Consider the following 16106-nt stretch of genomic DNA (forward strand, 5'->3'; position numbering starts at 1 on the left):
CCCCTGCGCCGGCGCCGTGGCGTAACCCACAGCCTGTGGACAACCGGACGCCCTTCGAACCGATCGCGTTAACATGACGAGAAATCGTCCGGTACCCGGAGCGGACTGGAACGGGAAGGCCGCCGTCGCGTGAGTACAAGCCAACAGCCAGACCCCAGGGACCGCCCCGCGCGGCTCACCGTAGGCGTCGTCGGCGCCGGTCGTGTGGGCCCCGCGCTGGCCGCCTCCCTCCAGCTCGCCGGGCACCGTCCGGTGGCCGTCTCCGGAGTCTCCGACGCCTCCAGGAGGCGCGCCGCGGAGATGCTCCCCGACGTGCCGATGGTGCCGCCCGCCGAGGTCCTGGAGCGCGCCGACCTGGTCCTGCTGACCGTCCCGGACGACACCCTGCCCGCCCTGGTGGAGGGGCTCGCCGAGACCGGTGCCGTACGGCCGGGGCAGCTGCTCGTGCACACCTCCGGGCGGTACGGCGCCAAGGTCCTGGATCCCGCCCTGCGCGCGGGTGCGCTGCCGCTGGCCCTGCATCCGGCGATGACGTTCACGGGCACGCATGTGGACGTCCAGCGCCTCGCCGGGTGCTCCTTCGGGGTCACGGCGCCCGAGCAGCTGCGGCTGGCCGCCGAGGCCCTCGTGATCGAGATGGGCGGCGAACCGGAGTGGATCGCCGAGGAGATGCGCCCGCTGTACCACGCGGCGCTCGCGCTCGGCGCGAACCACCTGGTCACGCTGGTCGCCCAGGCCATGGAGCTGCTGCGCGAGGCAGGCGTCGCGGCCCCCGACCGGATGCTCGGCCCGCTGCTCGGCGCCGCCCTCGACAACGCCCTGCGCTCCGGCGACGCGGCCCTGACCGGCCCCGTCGCGCGCGGGGACGCCGGCACGGTCGCCGCGCACGTCGCAGAGCTGCGCAAGTACGCCCCGCAGACCGTCGCCGGCTATCTGGCGATGGCCCGCGCGACCGCCGACCGCGCGCTCGCCCACGGGCTGCTGAAGCCGGAGCTCGCCGAGGACCTCCTCGGGGTACTCGCCACCGGGACCAACGGCGCCGAGGGAGACGCCCGATGACCACCACGCTGCTGCGCACCGCCGACGAACTGCACGCACGCACGCGTACCGGCCGCCGCGCCGTGGTGATGACCATGGGCGCCCTGCACGAGGGCCACGCGACGCTGATCCGCACCGCGCGCGAGCTCGCCGGGCCGGACGGCGAGGTCGTCGTCACCGTCTTCGTGAACCCCCTGCAGTTCGGCGCGGGCGAGGACCTCGACCGCTACCCGCGCACCCTGGACACCGACCTCAAGCTCGCCGAACTGTCCGGCGCGGACGCCGTGTTCGCGCCCTCCGTGGACGAGGTCTACCCCGGCGGCGAACCCCAGGTCCGCATCACCGCGGGCCCCATGGGGACGCGTCTGGAGGGCGCATCGAGGCCCGGCCACTTCGACGGCATGCTCACCGTCGTCGCCAAGCTGCTGCACCTCACCCGCCCCGACCTCGCCCTTTACGGCCAGAAGGACGCCCAGCAGCTCGCCCTGATCCGCCGCATGGTGCGGGACCTGAACTTCGGCGTGGAGATCGTCGGCGTGCCCACCGTGCGCGAGGAGGACGGCCTCGCCCTCTCCAGCCGCAACCGCTACCTCTCGCCCGAACAGCGGCGCACGGCGCTCAGCCTCTCCCGCGCGCTGTTCGCGGGCAGCGACCGGCACGCGGCCCAGGAGGCGCTGCGCGCACGGGCCCGCGAAGTGCCCGCCACGCACGCGCGCGCCGAGGCGCTCAGCGCCATAGGGGAGTCCCGCGCGGCCGCCGACGCGCACGCCGTCGCGAAGGCACTCCCGGGTGCCCCGACGGCCGTCCGCGCGGCCGCCCGGCTGATCCTCGACGATGCAGCGCGGCTGTCGCCGCCGCTCGAACTGGACTATCTGGCCCTCGTCGACCCGTCCGACTTCACCGAGATCGACGACGACTTCACCGGCGAGGCCGTCCTCGCCGTCGCCGCCAGGGTCGGGACGACCCGCCTGATCGACAACATCCCACTCGTATTCGGAACCCCCGGAGCCGCCTCGTGACCAGCACAGGCATACGACTGCACGCGCCCGCCCCCGGGTGGTCCATCGCCGCGGACGTGGTGGTCGTCGGCTCCGGCGTCGCCGGCCTCACCGCCGCCCTGCGCTGCGAGGCCGCCGGCCTGAAGACGGTCGTGGTCACCAAGGCCCGCCTCGACGACGGCTCCACCCGCTGGGCGCAGGGCGGCATCGCCGCCGCCCTCGGCGAGGGCGACACCCCCGAACAGCACCTGGACGACACCCTGGTGGCGGGCGCAGGCCTGTGCGACGAGGCCGCCGTACGCATCCTCGTCACCGAGGGCCCGGACGCCGTGCGCCGCCTCATCGCGACCGGCGCGCACTTCGACGAGTCCGAAGAGGGCGACCTGCAGCTCACCCGCGAGGGCGGCCACCACCGCCGGCGCATCGCGCACGCCGGTGGCGACGCGACCGGCGCGGAGATCTCCCGGGCGCTCGTCGAGGCGGCACGAGCGCGTGGTGTGCGCATGATCGAGAACGCGCTCGTGCTGGACCTGCTGACGGATCCCGACGGCCGCACGGCGGGCGTGAGCCTGCACGTCATGGGCGAGGGCCAGCACGACGGCGTGGGCGCCGTGCACGCCCCCTCGGTCGTCCTCGCGACCGGCGGCATGGGCCAGGTGTTCTCCGCGACCACCAACCCCTCGGTGTCCACCGGCGACGGCGTGGCGCTCGCCCTGCGCGCGGGCGCGGAGGTCTCCGACCTGGAGTTCGTGCAGTTCCACCCCACGGTGTTGTTCCTGGGCGCCGGCGCGGAGGGCCAGCAGCCCCTGGTCTCCGAGGCCGTGCGGGGCGAGGGCGCGCACCTGGTCGACGCCGACGGCGTGCGCTTCATGCTGGGCCGGCACGAACTGGCCGAGCTCGCCCCCCGGGACATCGTCGCCAAGGGCATCATGCGCCGCATGCAGGAGCAGGACGCCGGGCACATGTTCCTGGACGCCCGGCACTTCGGCGCCGACATGTGGGAGCACCGCTTCCCGACGATCCTCGCCGCCTGCCGCGCCCACGGCATCGACCCGGTCACCGATCCCATCCCGATCGCCCCGGCGGCCCACTACGCCTCCGGCGGCGTCCGCACGGACTCCCAGGGCCGCACGACCGTCCCCGGCCTGTACGCGTGCGGAGAGGTCGCCTGCACCGGCGTGCACGGCGCCAACCGCCTCGCCTCCAACTCGCTCCTCGAAGGCCTCGTCTACGCCGAGCGCATCGCGGAGGACATCGTCGCCGCGCACGCGGAGAACGGTCTCCACGCGCGCGTGCCCGAACCGGTCGAGCACCCCGAGGTGCCCGCGCACCCGCTCCTCGCCCCCGAGGACCGTTTCGCGATCCAGCGGATCATGACGGACGGAGCGGGCGTCCTGCGCTCCGGCGACTCCCTGGCCAAGGCCGCCGAACAGCTCCAGCAGCTGCACACCGAGGCCCGCGACGCCCTCGACGAGAACGGCAAGACGTCCGAGCCCGGCGTCGACACCTGGGAGGCCACCAACCTCCTGTGCGTGGCCCGCGTCCTGGTCGCCGCCGCCCTGCTGCGCGAGGAGACCCGCGGCTGCCACTGGCGCGAGGACCGCGCCGAGCGCGACGACACCGCGTGGCGGCGCCACATCGTCGTACGGCTCAATCCCGACCGGACGCTGGCCGTACACACCACGGACACCCCAGACTTCCCCCCGACCCGGCAGCAGCACCGTCCCCAGGAGCAGTGACAGAAGTGAGCACCCCCGACCTTCCCCTCGCCTCGACCGGAGGCTGCGGCGACGGCTGTGCCTGTGGCGCTGAAGCCGACGCGGAGTACCTGGAGTGCGGGCTCGACCCCGCGCTCGCGCAGCTCCTGGCCGACGCCGGACTCGACCCCGTGGAGGTCGAGGACATCGCCAATCTCGCCATCCAGGAGGACCTCGACCACGGTGTGGACGTGACGACCGTCGCGACCATCCCCGAGGAGGCCGTCGCCACCGCCGACTTCACCGCGCGCGAGGCGGGCGTCGTGGCCGGCCTCAGGGTCGCCGAAGCGGTGATCTCGGTGGTCTGCACGGACGAGTTCGAGGTCGAGCGGCACGTCGAGGACGGCGACCGGGTGGCGGCCGGGCAGAAGCTCCTGTCGGTCACCACGCGCACCCGTGACCTGCTCACCGCCGAGCGCAGCGCGCTCAACCTGGTGTGCCGTCTGTCGGGCATCGCGACCGCCACGCGCGCGTGGACGGACCTTCTCGAGGGCACGAAGGCACGCGTGCGTGACACCCGCAAGACGACGCCTGGGCTGCGCTCCCTGGAGAAGTACGCGGTCCGCTGCGGCGGCGGCGTCAACCACCGCATGTCGCTGTCGGACGCGGCCCTGGTCAAGGACAACCACGTGGTCGCCGCGGGCGGTGTCGCGCAGGCCTTCAAGGCCGTACGGGAGGCCTTCCCGGACGTCCCGATCGAGGTCGAGGTCGACACGCTGCACCAGCTGCGCGAGGTCGTGGACGCCGGCGCCGACCTGATCCTCCTGGACAACTTCACGCCCGGCGAGTGCGAGGAGGCGGTGGCCCTCGTGCACGGCCGTGCAGCCCTGGAGGCGTCGGGCCGGCTCACCCTGGAGAACGCGAAGGCGTACGCCGACACCGGGGTCGACTACCTCGCCGTAGGAGCCCTGACCCACTCCTCGCCGATCCTCGACATCGGCCTCGACCTGCGAGCGGCGGAGTAGGTACCGGCCATGCTGCTGACGATCGACGTAGGGAACACGCACACCGTCCTGGGTCTCTTCGACGGGGACGACATCGTCGAGCACTGGCGCATCTCCACCGACGCGCGCCGCACGGCGGACGAGCTGGCGGTGCTGCTGCAGGGCCTGATGGGCATGCACCCGCTGCTCGGCGACGAACTGGGCGACGGCATCGACGGGATCGCGATCTGCGCGACCGTGCCGTCCGTGCTGCACGAGCTGCGTGAGGTGACGCGCCGGTACTACGGCGACGTGCCCGCGGTGCTGGTGGAGCCGGGCGTGAAGACGGGCGTGCCGATCCTGACCGACAACCCCAAGGAGGTCGGCGCCGACCGCATCATCAATGCGGTGGCGGCGGTCGAGCTGTACGGCGGCCCGGCGATCGTCGTGGACTTCGGTACGGCCACGACGTTCGACGCCGTCTCCGCGCGCGGGGAGTACATCGGCGGCGTCATCGCGCCCGGTATCGAGATCTCCGTCGAGGCGCTCGGCGTGCGGGGTGCACAGCTGCGGAAGATCGAGGTGGCCCGGCCGCGGAGCGTGATCGGCAAGAACACGGTCGAGGCGATGCAGTCCGGGATCATCTACGGGTTCGCCGGACAGGTCGACGGGGTCGTGAGCCGCATGGCGCGGGAGCTGGCGGAGGACCCGGACGACGTGACGGTGATCGCGACCGGCGGGCTGGCACCGATGGTGCTGGGCGAGTCGTCGGTGATCGACGAGCACGAGCCCTGGCTGACCCTGGTCGGGCTGCGGCTGGTGTACGAGCGGAACGTGGCGCGCATGTGAGGCCGGCCTCACGGCCCAACCGGGTGGCTCGGCCACGCCACACCCACCCCCTATTGCGAAATATGTCGAATTTGTCTGATTAGCGCGTATCGTCGCCGCATGCCCACGCCATACGGATCACGCGGCGGCATGGCGTTCGGCGTGGAGGAGCTGCGTGTGCTCCGCCGCGCCCTCGCCCTCGCCCTTCAGCCAGGCCCCACTCCTGCCGGGGACGTCCAGGACTGCCTCCGCCTCGCCGAGTCGCTCGACGAGGCGATGCGCGAGGGCGCCAGACTGCGTGCCTTCCTGGTGGCCGACCTCGCGCGCTACCGCGCCGCCCTGCCCGGAACCACCGCCGACTACCTCGTCCTCCTCGAGGAGGCGCTGGGCGCCGGGTACCGCCCGGACCCCGACGACCTCGCCGCCCTCCGGGCGCTGCGCGGCAACCCGGCCGCCTCCGTCCTGCTGGGCCGCTGCCGGATGCTCGCCGAGCAGGACGTACGCGCCCGCCTCACGCGCGACCCGGCCCGCGCGGCAGCCCCGACCGTCCCTGCCGCCCGCAACCGCCTCACGGCCCTCCAGGGCGGCCTCAAGGGCGCCGGTGAGCATCTCGGGCCGGACGTCGAGCGGGACCCCGCCAGGAAGCCCGAGAAGAAGCCCGCCGAGAAGCCGGCCGCACCCAAGCCGGCCCCCGCGCCGGCCGCCCCGAAACCGGCCCGTCCGATCCCCACCCCGGGCGAGGTCTTCCCGCGCCGCAAGCCGACCCCGCCGTCCGGCTCCAACCCGCCCCGGCACCTCGCCGCCGGCTGACCGGGCCCGAACCGTCCGGAACCACCCCAACCCCGCCCCGCCCGCCCCGCCACCCCGTGGCTACCCTGGACGCATGGACTACGTCTCCGCGCTTGTGCCCCCGGTCGTCATGGCCGTGTTCTTCATCGGCGTGATCAGGGTGATCGTGAAGACCCAGGGCGGGGCCAACAAGGCCAAGGAGGACGCGGCCGTCGACGCCGCCATCGCGCACGCGGAGGGGGCCCGGCAGGGCCCCGCCAGGACCGACGGCTGAGTTCCTCCCCGACGACGCCCCATCGGCGTACGGCTCCCGCGCGTGCCCGCGCCTTCGAGCCGTACGCCCCTTTTGTTGCCGTTTGACAGTGAAAGTGCCCGTCCGGGGCGCCAATGGGGAGTTCTCCCACTATTGTGCTGAGGTGTGCCTCGCCCATTGGGAGAACTCGAAGACGCGGTCATGACGCGGGTGTGGAAGTGGAACCGCCCGGTGACCGTTCGAGAAGTCCTGGAAGACCTTCAGCAGGAACGGTCCATCGCGTACACCACGGTGATGACCGTTTTGGACAATCTCCATCAGAAGGGCTGGGTACGCCGCGAGGCGGAAGGCCGGGCCTATCGATATGAGGCGGTCTCCACCAGGGCCGCCTACGCGGCCGCTCTGATGAACGACGCCTGGTCGCAGAGCGACAACCCCGCAGCCGCTCTCGTCGCCTTCTTCGGGATGATGAGCGATGAACAGCGAGGGGCCCTCAGTGACGCCGTGCGCATCGTCCAAGGGCCGGAAACACCCGAAGCGGCCCCGGATACCGGCAGCGATACCGCCGGCGAGAACCCCGGGTCGGCACAGGAGGACGACGGGCGATAGCGTCCGCTCATGTCAGCAGAGAGTCCCGAAGGTCCCGAAGGCCCCGAAGTCAGCGCTAAAGCCATCACTGTCCGGCGGGCCCGCACCAGCGATGTCCCGGCCGTGCGCCGTCTCCTTGACACGTACGTACGCGGCCGCATCCTGCTCGACAAAGCGACGGTGACCCTTTACGAGGACATCCAGGAGTTCTGGGTCGCCGAACGCGACGACAACGCCGAGGTGGTCGGCTGCGGCGCGCTGCACGTGATGTGGGAAGACCTCGCGGAAGTCCGCACTCTCGCGGTGAAGCCCGGCCTGAAGGGCGCCGGTGTCGGGCACCAGTTGCTGGAGAAGTTGCTGCACACCGCGCGCTGGCTGGGCGTTCGTCGCGTTTTCTGTCTGACCTTCGAAGTGGACTTCTTCGCCAAGCACGGCTTCGTCGAGATCGGCGAGACACCTGTCGACACCGATGTCTACGCGGAGCTACTGCGTTCCTATGACGAAGGCGTAGCAGAGTTCCTGGGTCTCGAACGGGTGAAACCGAACACCTTGGGCAACAGCCGGATGCTTCTGCATCTGTGATCGCCGATCACCGAGACGTATTCCGTCGCCGTTGCCCCGGTTCCCTATGTCCGAAACGCGTATGTTTCCGGACGGAGTGGCTCTCTGCCCGGCAGTCGGCCCCGCACGGCGTCTCGCGCTCGGTCTCTCGCTCAGTCTCTCCAAGGGGTTTGTGTTTTTCCCTCAAAAGCGGTTTGCTTTCCGACGTACTGCAGTACTGCATATAACAGGGGACGGCGAAACGGCGGACGCCGCAGGCCCCCGGCCCTCGAGTTATGGATGAAAGGAAATCCGGTGGCACAGAAGGTTCAGGTCCTTCTTGTCGATGACATCGACGGCGGCGAGGCGGATGAGACCGTCACGTTCGCGTTGGACGGCAAGACTTACGAGATCGATCTCACGACTGCCAATGCGGACAAGCTCCGTGGCCTTCTCGAGCCTTACGTGAAGGGTGGTCGTCGTACCGGAGGCCGCGCTTCGGGCGGCCGCGGAAAGGCCCGTGCCGCTTCCGGTGGCAGCCAGGACACCGCGCAGATCCGCGCATGGGCGAAGGAGAACGGTTACGAGGTCAACGACCGCGGCCGCGTCCCCGCGTCCATCCGCGAGGCCTACGAGAAGGCCAACGCCTGATCGCTGGTCCACGGCAGATCGCTGGTCTACGGCAGGGCCAACGGCTGGGCGCACGCGCGCCGCAGCCGCAGCCGGTGGCACTGCGTTGCCACCGTGTCCACAAGTCGCACGAGATCGGGGGCGCCCCCACCGCCCCTCACGGCCGACAGCGTCGGCAGCGAGGCCTCGACCGCGCACCCCGGCTCGGGGGGCCGCAGCCATACGGCGGCCCCCTGCACGCCCGAGCGGCCCACCGGCCGTACACCGGCCGACTGCGCTCCGGGCGGCAGCGGCGCGTCCATGACGCAGCCTGCGCCGAGCGCCCTCAGATCGAGCGTCAGCGCGCCCCACTCCAGCCAGTCCAGCAGCCCCGGCAGTTCCTCCGCGCTGCCCGCGGCCACCAGCAGCCGCATCCGGTCCCCCTGTACGGCCACCGGAGAGGCCGGCGCGAGATGGCGCAGGCCCGCCCGGCCCGCCTCGGCCGGGACGTCCAGGACGTCGAAGCGGTCGCCCAAGCGGAGCCGTACCGGAGATCCGGAGCTGCCCGCGCGCGCGGGCACTGTCGCCCAGCCCAGTTCGTTCTCGTAGAACCGGCTGACCCGATCGCCCGGATCGAGCGGCCGACGGGGGAGCGGGACCGTGGAGAGGCTGCCAACCATGCCAAGGGCAACCGCCCGAAGAGCTTGCAAGTTACGCTGGGTGTCCTGACGGATGCGCAGAGTGCCGAAAAAAGGGGCGTGCGGGGGTGCGGGGTGGCGCAAGGTTGTTCGCCCATAGCGGAGGGAACCGGTGCGCGCGGCATGGAGTGTCAGTCCCAGCGGGTAAGACATCCCTAGTGGGAGGGGGCGACACGCAGGCAAGGTGGTCTCACGTTCGCCATCGGCGTACTGATGGTGAGGGTAACCACCTGGCCTGCGGGAACATCGTCTCGCACCATCGGGTTGGAGCAGATGTCGGCGTCACGGGTCAGGAGGCCATCGACGGTGTCGGCAGTTGGAATGAGCGGTCCCCGCTTGCGGGACTAAGCTGCGGAAGGACAGGGAGGGGAAGTTCCCCCCACTGCCTGACCGCTCTGAGGAGCGATTAACGATGTTCGAGAGGTTCACCGACCGCGCGCGGCGGGTTGTCGTCCTGGCTCAGGAAGAAGCCCGGATGCTCAACCACAACTACATCGGCACCGAGCACATCCTCCTGGGCCTGATCCACGAGGGTGAGGGTGTCGCCGCCAAGGCCCTTGAGAGCCTCGGGATTTCGCTCGAGGCGGTCCGCCAGCAGGTGGAGGAGATCATCGGGCAGGGGCAGCAGGCCCCGTCCGGGCACATCCCCTTCACCCCCCGTGCCAAGAAGGTCCTGGAGCTGTCGCTCCGCGAGGCCCTTCAGCTGGGCCACAACTACATCGGCACGGAGCACATCCTGCTCGGCCTGATCCGTGAGGGCGAGGGCGTCGCCGCCCAGGTCCTGGTCAAGCTGGGCGCAGATCTCAACCGGGTGCGGCAGCAGGTCATCCAGCTGCTCTCCGGTTACCAGGGCAAGGAGACCGCCGCCGCCGGCGGGCCTGCCGAGGGCACGCCCTCGACGTCCCTGGTCCTCGACCAGTTCGGCCGGAACCTCACCCAGGCCGCTCGTGAGTCCAAGCTCGACCCGGTCATCGGGCGCGAGAAGGAGATCGAGCGGGTCATGCAGGTGCTGTCCCGCCGTACCAAGAACAACCCGGTCCTGATCGGTGAGCCCGGCGTCGGCAAGACCGCCGTCGTCGAGGGCCTCGCCCAGGCCATCGTCAAGGGCGAGGTGCCCGAGACCCTCAAGGACAAGCACCTCTACACCCTGGACCTCGGCGCGCTGGTCGCCGGTTCCCGCTACCGCGGTGACTTCGAGGAGCGCCTGAAGAAGGTCCTCAAGGAGATCCGCACCCGCGGCGACATCATCCTGTTCATCGACGAGCTCCACACGCTGGTCGGTGCGGGTGCCGCCGAGGGCGCCATCGACGCGGCTTCCATCCTGAAGCCGATGCTGGCCCGTGGTGAGCTGCAGACCATCGGTGCGACCACGCTGGACGAGTACCGCAAGCACCTGGAGAAGGACGCGGCCCTCGAGCGCCGCTTCCAGCCCATCCAGGTCGCCGAGCCGTCCCTGCCGCACACGATCGAGATCCTCAAGGGTCTGCGCGACCGGTACGAGGCCCACCACCGCGTCTCCATCACCGACGAGGCGCTGGTCCAGGCCGCCACCCTGGCCGACCGGTACATCTCGGACCGCTTCCTGCCGGACAAGGCGATCGACCTGATCGACGAGGCCGGCTCCCGGATGCGCATCCGCCGGATGACCGCGCCGCCGGACCTGCGTGAGTTCGACGAGAAGATCGCGGGCGTGCGCCGCGACAAGGAGTCCGCGATCGACTCGCAGGACTTCGAGAAGGCCGCTTCCCTCCGCGACAAGGAGAAGCAGCTCCTGGCCGCCAAGGCCAAGCGGGAGAAGGAGTGGAAGGCCGGCGACATGGACGTCGTCGCCGAGGTCGACGGCGAGCTGATCGCCGAGGTCCTCGCGACCGCCACCGGCATCCCGGTCTTCAAGCTGACCGAGGAGGAGTCCTCGCGTCTGCTGCGCATGGAGGACGAGCTCCACAAGCGGGTCATCGGCCAGGTCGACGCCGTCAAGGCGCTGTCGAAGGCGATCCGTCGTACGCGTGCCGGTCTGAAGGACCCGAAGCGTCCCGGTGGTTCGTTCATCTTCGCCGGCCCCTCCGGTGTCGGTAAGACCGAACTGTCCAAGGCGCTCGCGGAGTTCCTCTTCGGTGACGAGGACGCGCTGATCTCCCTCGACATGTCGGAGTTCAGCGAGAAGCACACGGTGTCGCGTCTCTTCGGTTCCCCGCCCGGATACGTGGGCTACGAAGAGGGCGGCCAGCTGACCGAGAAGGTCCGCCGCAAGCCGTTCTCGGTCGTCCTCTTCGACGAGGTCGAGAAGGCCCACCCGGACATCTTCAACTCGCTGCTGCAGATCCTGGAGGACGGTCGCCTGACCGACTCCCAGGGCCGGGTCGTGGACTTCAAGAACACGGTCATCATCATGACGACCAACCTCGGCACCCGGGACATCTCCAAGGGCTTCAACCTGGGCTTCGCGGCGCAGGGTGACACCAAGTCCAACTACGAGCGCATGAAGAACAAGGTCTCGGACGAGCTCAAGCAGCACTTCCGCCCCGAGTTCCTCAACCGCGTGGACGACGTGGTCGTCTTCCCGCAGCTGACCCAGGCCGACATCCTCGCGATCGTCGACCTGATGATCAGCAAGGTGGACGAGCGCCTGAAGGACCGGGACATGGGCATCGAGCTCTCCCAGTCCGCCAAGGAGCTGCTGTCGAAGAAGGGTTACGACCCGGTGCTGGGTGCGCGGCCGCTGCGCCGCACCATCCAGCGCGAGATCGAGGACACGCTCTCCGAGAAGATCCTCTTCGGTGAGCTGCGTCCCGGTCACATCGTGGTCGTGGACACCGAGGGCGAGGGCGAGACCCAGACCTTCACCTTCCGCGGCGAGGAGAAGTCGGCGCTGCCCGACGTCCCGCCGATCGAGCAGGCGGCCGGCGGTGCCGGTCCGAACCTGAGCAAGGAGGCGTAGGCCTCACGGCGACGCCAGAAGGGGCCGGTGCTTTCGAGCACCGGCCCCTTCGTCATGTCTGCCCGCGGTTACGACAACTGCCCGTTGTAGTCCGGGAGTTTGAAGGTCTTGTCGGCGTGGCCCCCCGAGAGGTCGGTGGCGCTGTTGCCGATGTTCGCGATGATGTCGTAGCCCTTGTTCTCGATGTCGACGCGCTGGGAGGTCTTGTAGGCGGCGACGTCCTTGAACAGGTCGAACAGGCCGCGGACGTAGAGACCGGAGACGTCGTAGCCGTCGTGCTCCAGGTTCCACTCGGTGGGCGCGTAGATGATGCCCGGGCGGGCGGTGACGAAGAAGAGCGAGACGCCGTGCTCCTGGGCGTACTGAGCGACGTTCAGGACGGGCTTGTTGGCCGGCTGCGGGAAGCTGAAGCCGAAGTCCGTCTCCAGCGTGGTGTTGTCGATGTCGAAGACGATCGCCTGCTTCTGGCCCGGCCGGGCCGCGGCGATCCGCTCCTTCAGGTACGGCAGGGCCTGGTCCATCACCGTCTGGCAGTCCTTCTGCCAGGTCGCGTAATCGACGTCCGCTGTGCTCGTCGCCGCGTCGGCGGGGGTGGCCAGGGTCAGGAGGGCAGATGCTGAGACTGCGGTGACCACTGCGCGGAGCGCCCAGGGGCGTCGGCTTGTCATGGGTGGGGGGTCCTCTCACGTCCGTATGCCGTTGTCTTGTGCATGTTCGGCGCCGAGGGTGGCGTGAGGGGAACCGTAGGGTTACTGGGCGGTAAGTGGCCAGAGATGTGCGTCACATGACGGTTGTTTCGTGGAGCGGGTGGATCTTGCTGGGCGGTGACAAGACGCACAGGTCATCCGGCCGGTACTAGCGCGGGTAGTGGGCCGCCCGAGGGGATTGGAAAAGGGTCCCTTTCCTGGAACCTCAGGGGCAATTCATCCGTCAAGTATTGATTCGTCCGTTATTGGAGCTGTGTCAAGAAGGGGGAAGTTTTGGGATGAAGTACTAGCTTACGTCGTAGATCACAGGTTTTGGGCTTCGCGGGTCCCGGGGTTACCAAGGGATGGTCCATCCGGTGGCCGCTTGTGCGTCGGGTGGTTTTCTCTGCCCCCGACCACAGAGGTTCTTATGTCTTCGCGTGTCACGTCCCGCTCTTCCCGTACGTCCCTGCTGCGCAGCCGTGCGGCCGTCCTGGCCGCCGGTCTGGGAATGTCGGTCGTGCTGGGCGCAGGGGTCGCGGCCGCCGCCGATGCCACCTCCGCCTCCAGTGCGGCGAGCGCCGTCAAGGCGCAGGCCGCCGCGCAGGCCAAGGCCGCCGCGAGCGCGAAGAAGGCCGCTCAGACGGCCGCTGCCAAGAAGGCGGCCGCCAAGGCCGCTGCCGCCAGGAAGGCCGCCTCCTGGATGCACCCGGTGAAGAAGTACCGGCTCTCCGCCAGCTTCAACCAGGCCGGCGGCATGTGGCAGTCCACCCACAGCGGGCAGGACTTCGCGGTGGCGAGCGGCACGGACGTCGTCGCCGCGCACGGCGGCACCGTCGTCAAGGCCGGCGGCAACGGCGCCGGTGACGGGCCCGCGTACGGCAACGCCATCGTGATCAGGCACGGCAACGGGACCTACTCGCAGTACGCCCATCTGTCGCGGATCGACGTCAGGATCGGCCAGGTCGTCGCCACCGGCCAGCACATAGCCCGGTCCGGGAACACCGGTAACTCCAGTGGCCCGCACCTGCACTTCGAGATCCGTACGACGGCGAACTACGGGTCGGCCGTCGACCCGGTCGCCTTCCTGCGCACCAAGGGTGTGACCGTCTGAGGCGCGCTGAGCACCTAGGACGGGTGGGTGGCCTCATGCGCCCGCGTCACCAGGTCGGTGGCGACCTCCAGGACCGCCTTGCGCTTGTCCTCGGGGTCGCCCTCGATGTCGCCCAGCGCGAACATCCCGGCATGCAGCGTGAACATCGCGCTGACGCAGCGCACCTGGTCGATCAGCTCGGCGTCCGGGTCGATGAGGATGTCGCGCATGCCCATCATGCGGTTGCGGAACGTCTCGCCGATGCGCAGTTCCTTCACCGTGCCCTGGTTCTCCTGCATGAAGCGGAAGAGCGGGGTCGCGCCCGCCAGGGTGTCGCTGTAGCGACGGATGATCTCGTGCTTGGTCTCCAGCGACTGCGGCTGTTGCCTGCCCCACTCGATCAGTTCCACGATCGGCTGTGAGAGGTCCTCGAAGATGCTGACGAGGATCTCTTCCTTCGTCTTGAAGTGGTAGTACAGCGCCGCCTTGGTGACGTCGAGGTGCTCGGCGATCTCGCGCAACGACGTCTTTTCGTAGCCCTGCTCCGCGAAGAGTTCGAGCGCCACGTCCTGAATGCGCTGGCGGGTGTCTCCGCGGCGCTGCTGCTTGGTGCCGTCCATGGTGCCGCCCATCCTCGCACTCCCGAGAAACTTACTTGACGCCCGGCTAGTTACGGGTCTACCTTCCCAGTGTAGTCAACTAGCCGGGCGGCAAGTAAGTGGCCGACCGGGGGGAAATACCCAGGGGAGTGGGGACGATGGCGGACACGCAGACGGTCGAGACGAAGCCGGACAAACAGCCGAAGAGCGTACGGGTCGTGCTGCTCGCGCTCATGATCACCATGATGCTCGCGATGCTCGACAACATGATCGTGGGCACCGCGATGCCGACCATCGTGGGCGACCTCGGCGGACTCGAGCATCTGTCCTGGGTGGTCACGGCGTACACGCTCGCGACCGCCGCCTCCACCCCGATCTGGGGCAAGCTCGGCGACATGTACGGGCGCAAGGGCGCCTTCATGACGTCGATCGTGATCTTCCTGATCGGCTCCGCGCTCAGCGGCATGGCCCAGAACATGGGCGAGCTGATCGGTTTCCGCGCGATCCAGGGACTCGGCGCGGGTGGTCTGATGGTCGGTGTCATGGCGATCATCGGTGACCTGATACCGCCGCGGGAGCGCGGCAAGTACCAGGGCATGATGGCCGGCGTCATGGCGCTCGCGATGATCGGCGGCCCGCTGGTCGGCGGCACCATCACCGACAACTGGGGCTGGCGCTGGTCGTTCTACATCAACCTGCCGCTCGGCGTGGTGTCGCTCGGTCTGATCAGTGCCGTGCTGCATCTGCCGAAGAAGCGGGCCAAGGCGGGCATCGACTACCTCGGTGTGGCGCTGCTGACCGTCGGCATCACCTCGACCGTGCTGGTCACCACCTGGGGCGGCACGGAGTACGCCTGGACGTCCGCGCGGATCATGGAGCTCATCGGGATCGGCGTCGCCGCCCTCATCGGGTTCGTGTTCTGGCAGACGAAGGCCGCGGAGCCGATCGTGCCGCTGCACATCTTCCGCAGCCGCAACTTCACGCTGATGTCGGTCATCGGCTTCATCACCGGCTTCGTGATGTTCGGTGCGACGCTGTACCTGCCGCTGTACCAGCAGTCCGTGCAGGGCGCGTCCGCGACCAACTCCGGGTTGCTGCTGCTGCCCATGCTCGGCGCGATGCTGGTCACCTCGATGGTGGCGGGGCGGGTGACCACCAACACCGGCAAGTACAAGGTGTTCCCGGTCGTCGGCAGCGTCCTGATGACCGTCGGGCTCTATCTGCTGTCCACGATGGACACCGGCACCTCGCGGTTCACGTCCGGTGTGTTCATGGCGGTCGTGGGGCTCGGCATGGGCTGCCTGATGCAGATCACCATGCTGGTCGCGCAGAACAGCGTGGAGATGAAGGACATGGGTGTCGCGTCCTCCTCGACCACCCTGTTCCGTACGCTCGGCTCGTCCTTCGGCGTCGCGATCATGGGCGCGCTGTTCAACAACCGGGTCCAGCACGTCATGGCCGAGCGGGCCGGGGGGCTGGGAGCGAAGATCACCGAGAAGTCGGCGGCGCTGGACGCCAAGAGCCTGGCGAAGCTGCCGGTCGAGGTGCGGGACGCGTACCAGCACGCGGTGTCCGCGGGTACGCACTCCGCCTTCCTGCTGGGGGCTGTGGTGGCCGTGGGCGCGCTGGTGGCGGCGGTCTTCGTGAAGGAGGTTGCGCTGCGGGGGACGGGGCCGGCTGCGCCCAAGTCAGGGGACGAGGCGGAGGCGGTGGCGCAGGCGCCGATCGTTGAGGCCGTCTGATCTGCGAGTGAGCTGAAGGCTCCCCGG

At 69.6% G+C, this 16106-nt stretch carries 16 protein-coding genes; 13 read left to right on the forward strand and 3 right to left on the reverse strand.

Annotated features, from left to right (window positions below):
- Nucleotides 1-129: 129 nt before the first annotated feature.
- From IH68_RS0133870 to IH68_RS0133915, 10 genes are all read left to right on the forward strand, one after another.
- Nucleotides 130-1059, forward strand: coding sequence for a Rossmann-like and DUF2520 domain-containing protein (locus IH68_RS0133870; RefSeq protein ID WP_030942629.1), 930 nt, complete (start codon nt 130-132; stop codon nt 1057-1059).
- Nucleotides 1056-2057, forward strand: coding sequence for a pantoate--beta-alanine ligase (panC, locus tag IH68_RS0133875; protein ID WP_030942631.1), 1002 nt, complete (start codon nt 1056-1058; stop codon nt 2055-2057). The genes IH68_RS0133870 and panC overlap by 4 nt, the downstream gene beginning before the upstream one ends.
- Complete coding sequence (locus tag IH68_RS0133880; protein ID WP_030942633.1) at nt 2054-3775, forward strand: L-aspartate oxidase; 1722 nt, start codon at nt 2054-2056, stop codon at nt 3773-3775. The genes panC and IH68_RS0133880 overlap by 4 nt, the downstream gene beginning before the upstream one ends.
- Before the next feature lie 5 nt (nt 3776-3780).
- Nucleotides 3781-4758, forward strand: a complete 978-nt coding sequence (nadC, locus tag IH68_RS0133885) for a carboxylating nicotinate-nucleotide diphosphorylase (RefSeq protein WP_030942635.1) — start codon at nt 3781-3783, stop codon at nt 4756-4758.
- 9 nt (nt 4759-4767) lie between these two features.
- Complete coding sequence (locus IH68_RS0133890) at nt 4768-5565, forward strand: type III pantothenate kinase (RefSeq protein WP_030942637.1); 798 nt, start codon at nt 4768-4770, stop codon at nt 5563-5565.
- 129 nt (nt 5566-5694) lie between these two features.
- On the forward strand, nt 5695-6354 hold the full coding sequence (locus IH68_RS0133895; RefSeq protein WP_030942639.1) for a hypothetical protein: 660 nt from the start codon (nt 5695-5697) through the stop codon (nt 6352-6354).
- A 73-nt stretch (nt 6355-6427) separates the two neighbouring features.
- The gene (locus IH68_RS0133900; RefSeq protein ID WP_030942641.1) at nt 6428-6607 is read left to right on the forward strand and encodes a hypothetical protein; all 180 of its coding nucleotides are present in this window, start codon (nt 6428-6430) and stop codon (nt 6605-6607) included.
- 156 nt (nt 6608-6763) lie between these two features.
- On the forward strand, nt 6764-7195 hold the full coding sequence (locus tag IH68_RS0133905; RefSeq protein ID WP_078912735.1) for a BlaI/MecI/CopY family transcriptional regulator: 432 nt from the start codon (nt 6764-6766) through the stop codon (nt 7193-7195).
- 9 nt (nt 7196-7204) lie between these two features.
- A complete protein-coding gene (locus IH68_RS0133910; RefSeq protein WP_030942665.1) occupies nt 7205-7756 on the forward strand; it encodes an amino-acid N-acetyltransferase in 552 nt (183 codons plus the stop codon).
- Between the two features lie 273 nt (nt 7757-8029).
- Nucleotides 8030-8365, forward strand: a complete 336-nt coding sequence (locus tag IH68_RS0133915) for a histone-like nucleoid-structuring protein Lsr2 (RefSeq protein ID WP_030942666.1) — start codon at nt 8030-8032, stop codon at nt 8363-8365.
- A gap of 26 nt (nt 8366-8391) precedes the next feature.
- On the opposite strand, the gene IH68_RS0133920 is transcribed toward IH68_RS0133915, so the two are convergent.
- Nucleotides 8392-9003 (reverse strand): SCO3374 family protein, encoded by a 612-nt coding sequence (locus IH68_RS0133920; protein WP_030942667.1) that lies wholly within the window; start codon nt 9001-9003, stop codon nt 8392-8394.
- Between the two features lie 430 nt (nt 9004-9433).
- Between IH68_RS0133920 and IH68_RS0133925 the strand changes: the two genes are divergently transcribed.
- Nucleotides 9434-11959: an ATP-dependent Clp protease ATP-binding subunit gene (locus IH68_RS0133925; protein WP_030942668.1), complete on the forward strand. Its 2526-nt coding sequence runs from the start codon at nt 9434-9436 to the stop codon at nt 11957-11959.
- Between the two features lie 68 nt (nt 11960-12027).
- Here IH68_RS0133925 and IH68_RS0133930 read toward each other — a convergent pair whose 3' ends face one another.
- Complete coding sequence (locus IH68_RS0133930) at nt 12028-12627, reverse strand: HAD family acid phosphatase (RefSeq protein WP_030942669.1); 600 nt, start codon at nt 12625-12627, stop codon at nt 12028-12030.
- A gap of 448 nt (nt 12628-13075) precedes the next feature.
- On the opposite strand from IH68_RS0133930, the gene IH68_RS0133935 reads away from it, so the two are divergent.
- Nucleotides 13076-13759: a M23 family metallopeptidase gene (locus tag IH68_RS0133935; protein WP_030942670.1), complete on the forward strand. Its 684-nt coding sequence runs from the start codon at nt 13076-13078 to the stop codon at nt 13757-13759.
- A gap of 14 nt (nt 13760-13773) precedes the next feature.
- Here IH68_RS0133935 and IH68_RS0133940 read toward each other — a convergent pair whose 3' ends face one another.
- Nucleotides 13774-14370: a TetR/AcrR family transcriptional regulator gene (locus IH68_RS0133940; protein WP_030942672.1), complete on the reverse strand. Its 597-nt coding sequence runs from the start codon at nt 14368-14370 to the stop codon at nt 13774-13776.
- Between the two features lie 125 nt (nt 14371-14495).
- On the opposite strand from IH68_RS0133940, the gene IH68_RS0133945 reads away from it, so the two are divergent.
- Nucleotides 14496-16079 carry an MDR family MFS transporter gene (locus IH68_RS0133945; RefSeq protein WP_030942674.1) on the forward strand — a complete coding sequence of 528 codons (1584 nt, stop codon included), beginning with the start codon at nt 14496-14498 and terminating at the stop codon, nt 16077-16079.
- The last annotated feature ends 27 nt before the right edge of the window (nt 16080-16106 follow it).

The organism is Streptomyces sp. NRRL S-646 (genome assembly GCF_000720765.1).
Taxonomy (GTDB): domain Bacteria; phylum Actinomycetota; class Actinomycetes; order Streptomycetales; family Streptomycetaceae; genus Streptomyces.

Coding starts and splice junctions, on each gene's coding strand:
- panC (WP_030942631.1), top strand. CDS start 1,056: ATGACCACCACGCTGCTGCGCACCGCCGACGAACTGCACGCACGCACG.
- IH68_RS0133890 (WP_030942637.1), top strand. CDS start 4,768: ATGCTGCTGACGATCGACGTAGGGAACACGCACACCGTCCTGGGTCTC.
- IH68_RS0133895 (WP_030942639.1), top strand. CDS start 5,695: ATGGCGTTCGGCGTGGAGGAGCTGCGTGTGCTCCGCCGCGCCCTCGCC.
- IH68_RS0133900 (WP_030942641.1), top strand. CDS start 6,428: ATGGACTACGTCTCCGCGCTTGTGCCCCCGGTCGTCATGGCCGTGTTC.
- IH68_RS0133910 (WP_030942665.1), top strand. CDS start 7,205: ATGTCAGCAGAGAGTCCCGAAGGTCCCGAAGGCCCCGAAGTCAGCGCT.
- IH68_RS0133920 (WP_030942667.1), bottom strand. CDS start 9,003: ATGGTTGGCAGCCTCTCCACGGTCCCGCTCCCCCGTCGGCCGCTCGAT.
- IH68_RS0133925 (WP_030942668.1), top strand. CDS start 9,434: ATGTTCGAGAGGTTCACCGACCGCGCGCGGCGGGTTGTCGTCCTGGCT.
- IH68_RS0133930 (WP_030942669.1), bottom strand. CDS start 12,627: ATGACAAGCCGACGCCCCTGGGCGCTCCGCGCAGTGGTCACCGCAGTC.
- IH68_RS0133935 (WP_030942670.1), top strand. CDS start 13,076: ATGTCTTCGCGTGTCACGTCCCGCTCTTCCCGTACGTCCCTGCTGCGC.
- IH68_RS0133940 (WP_030942672.1), bottom strand. CDS start 14,370: ATGGGCGGCACCATGGACGGCACCAAGCAGCAGCGCCGCGGAGACACC.
- IH68_RS0133945 (WP_030942674.1), top strand. CDS start 14,496: ATGGCGGACACGCAGACGGTCGAGACGAAGCCGGACAAACAGCCGAAG.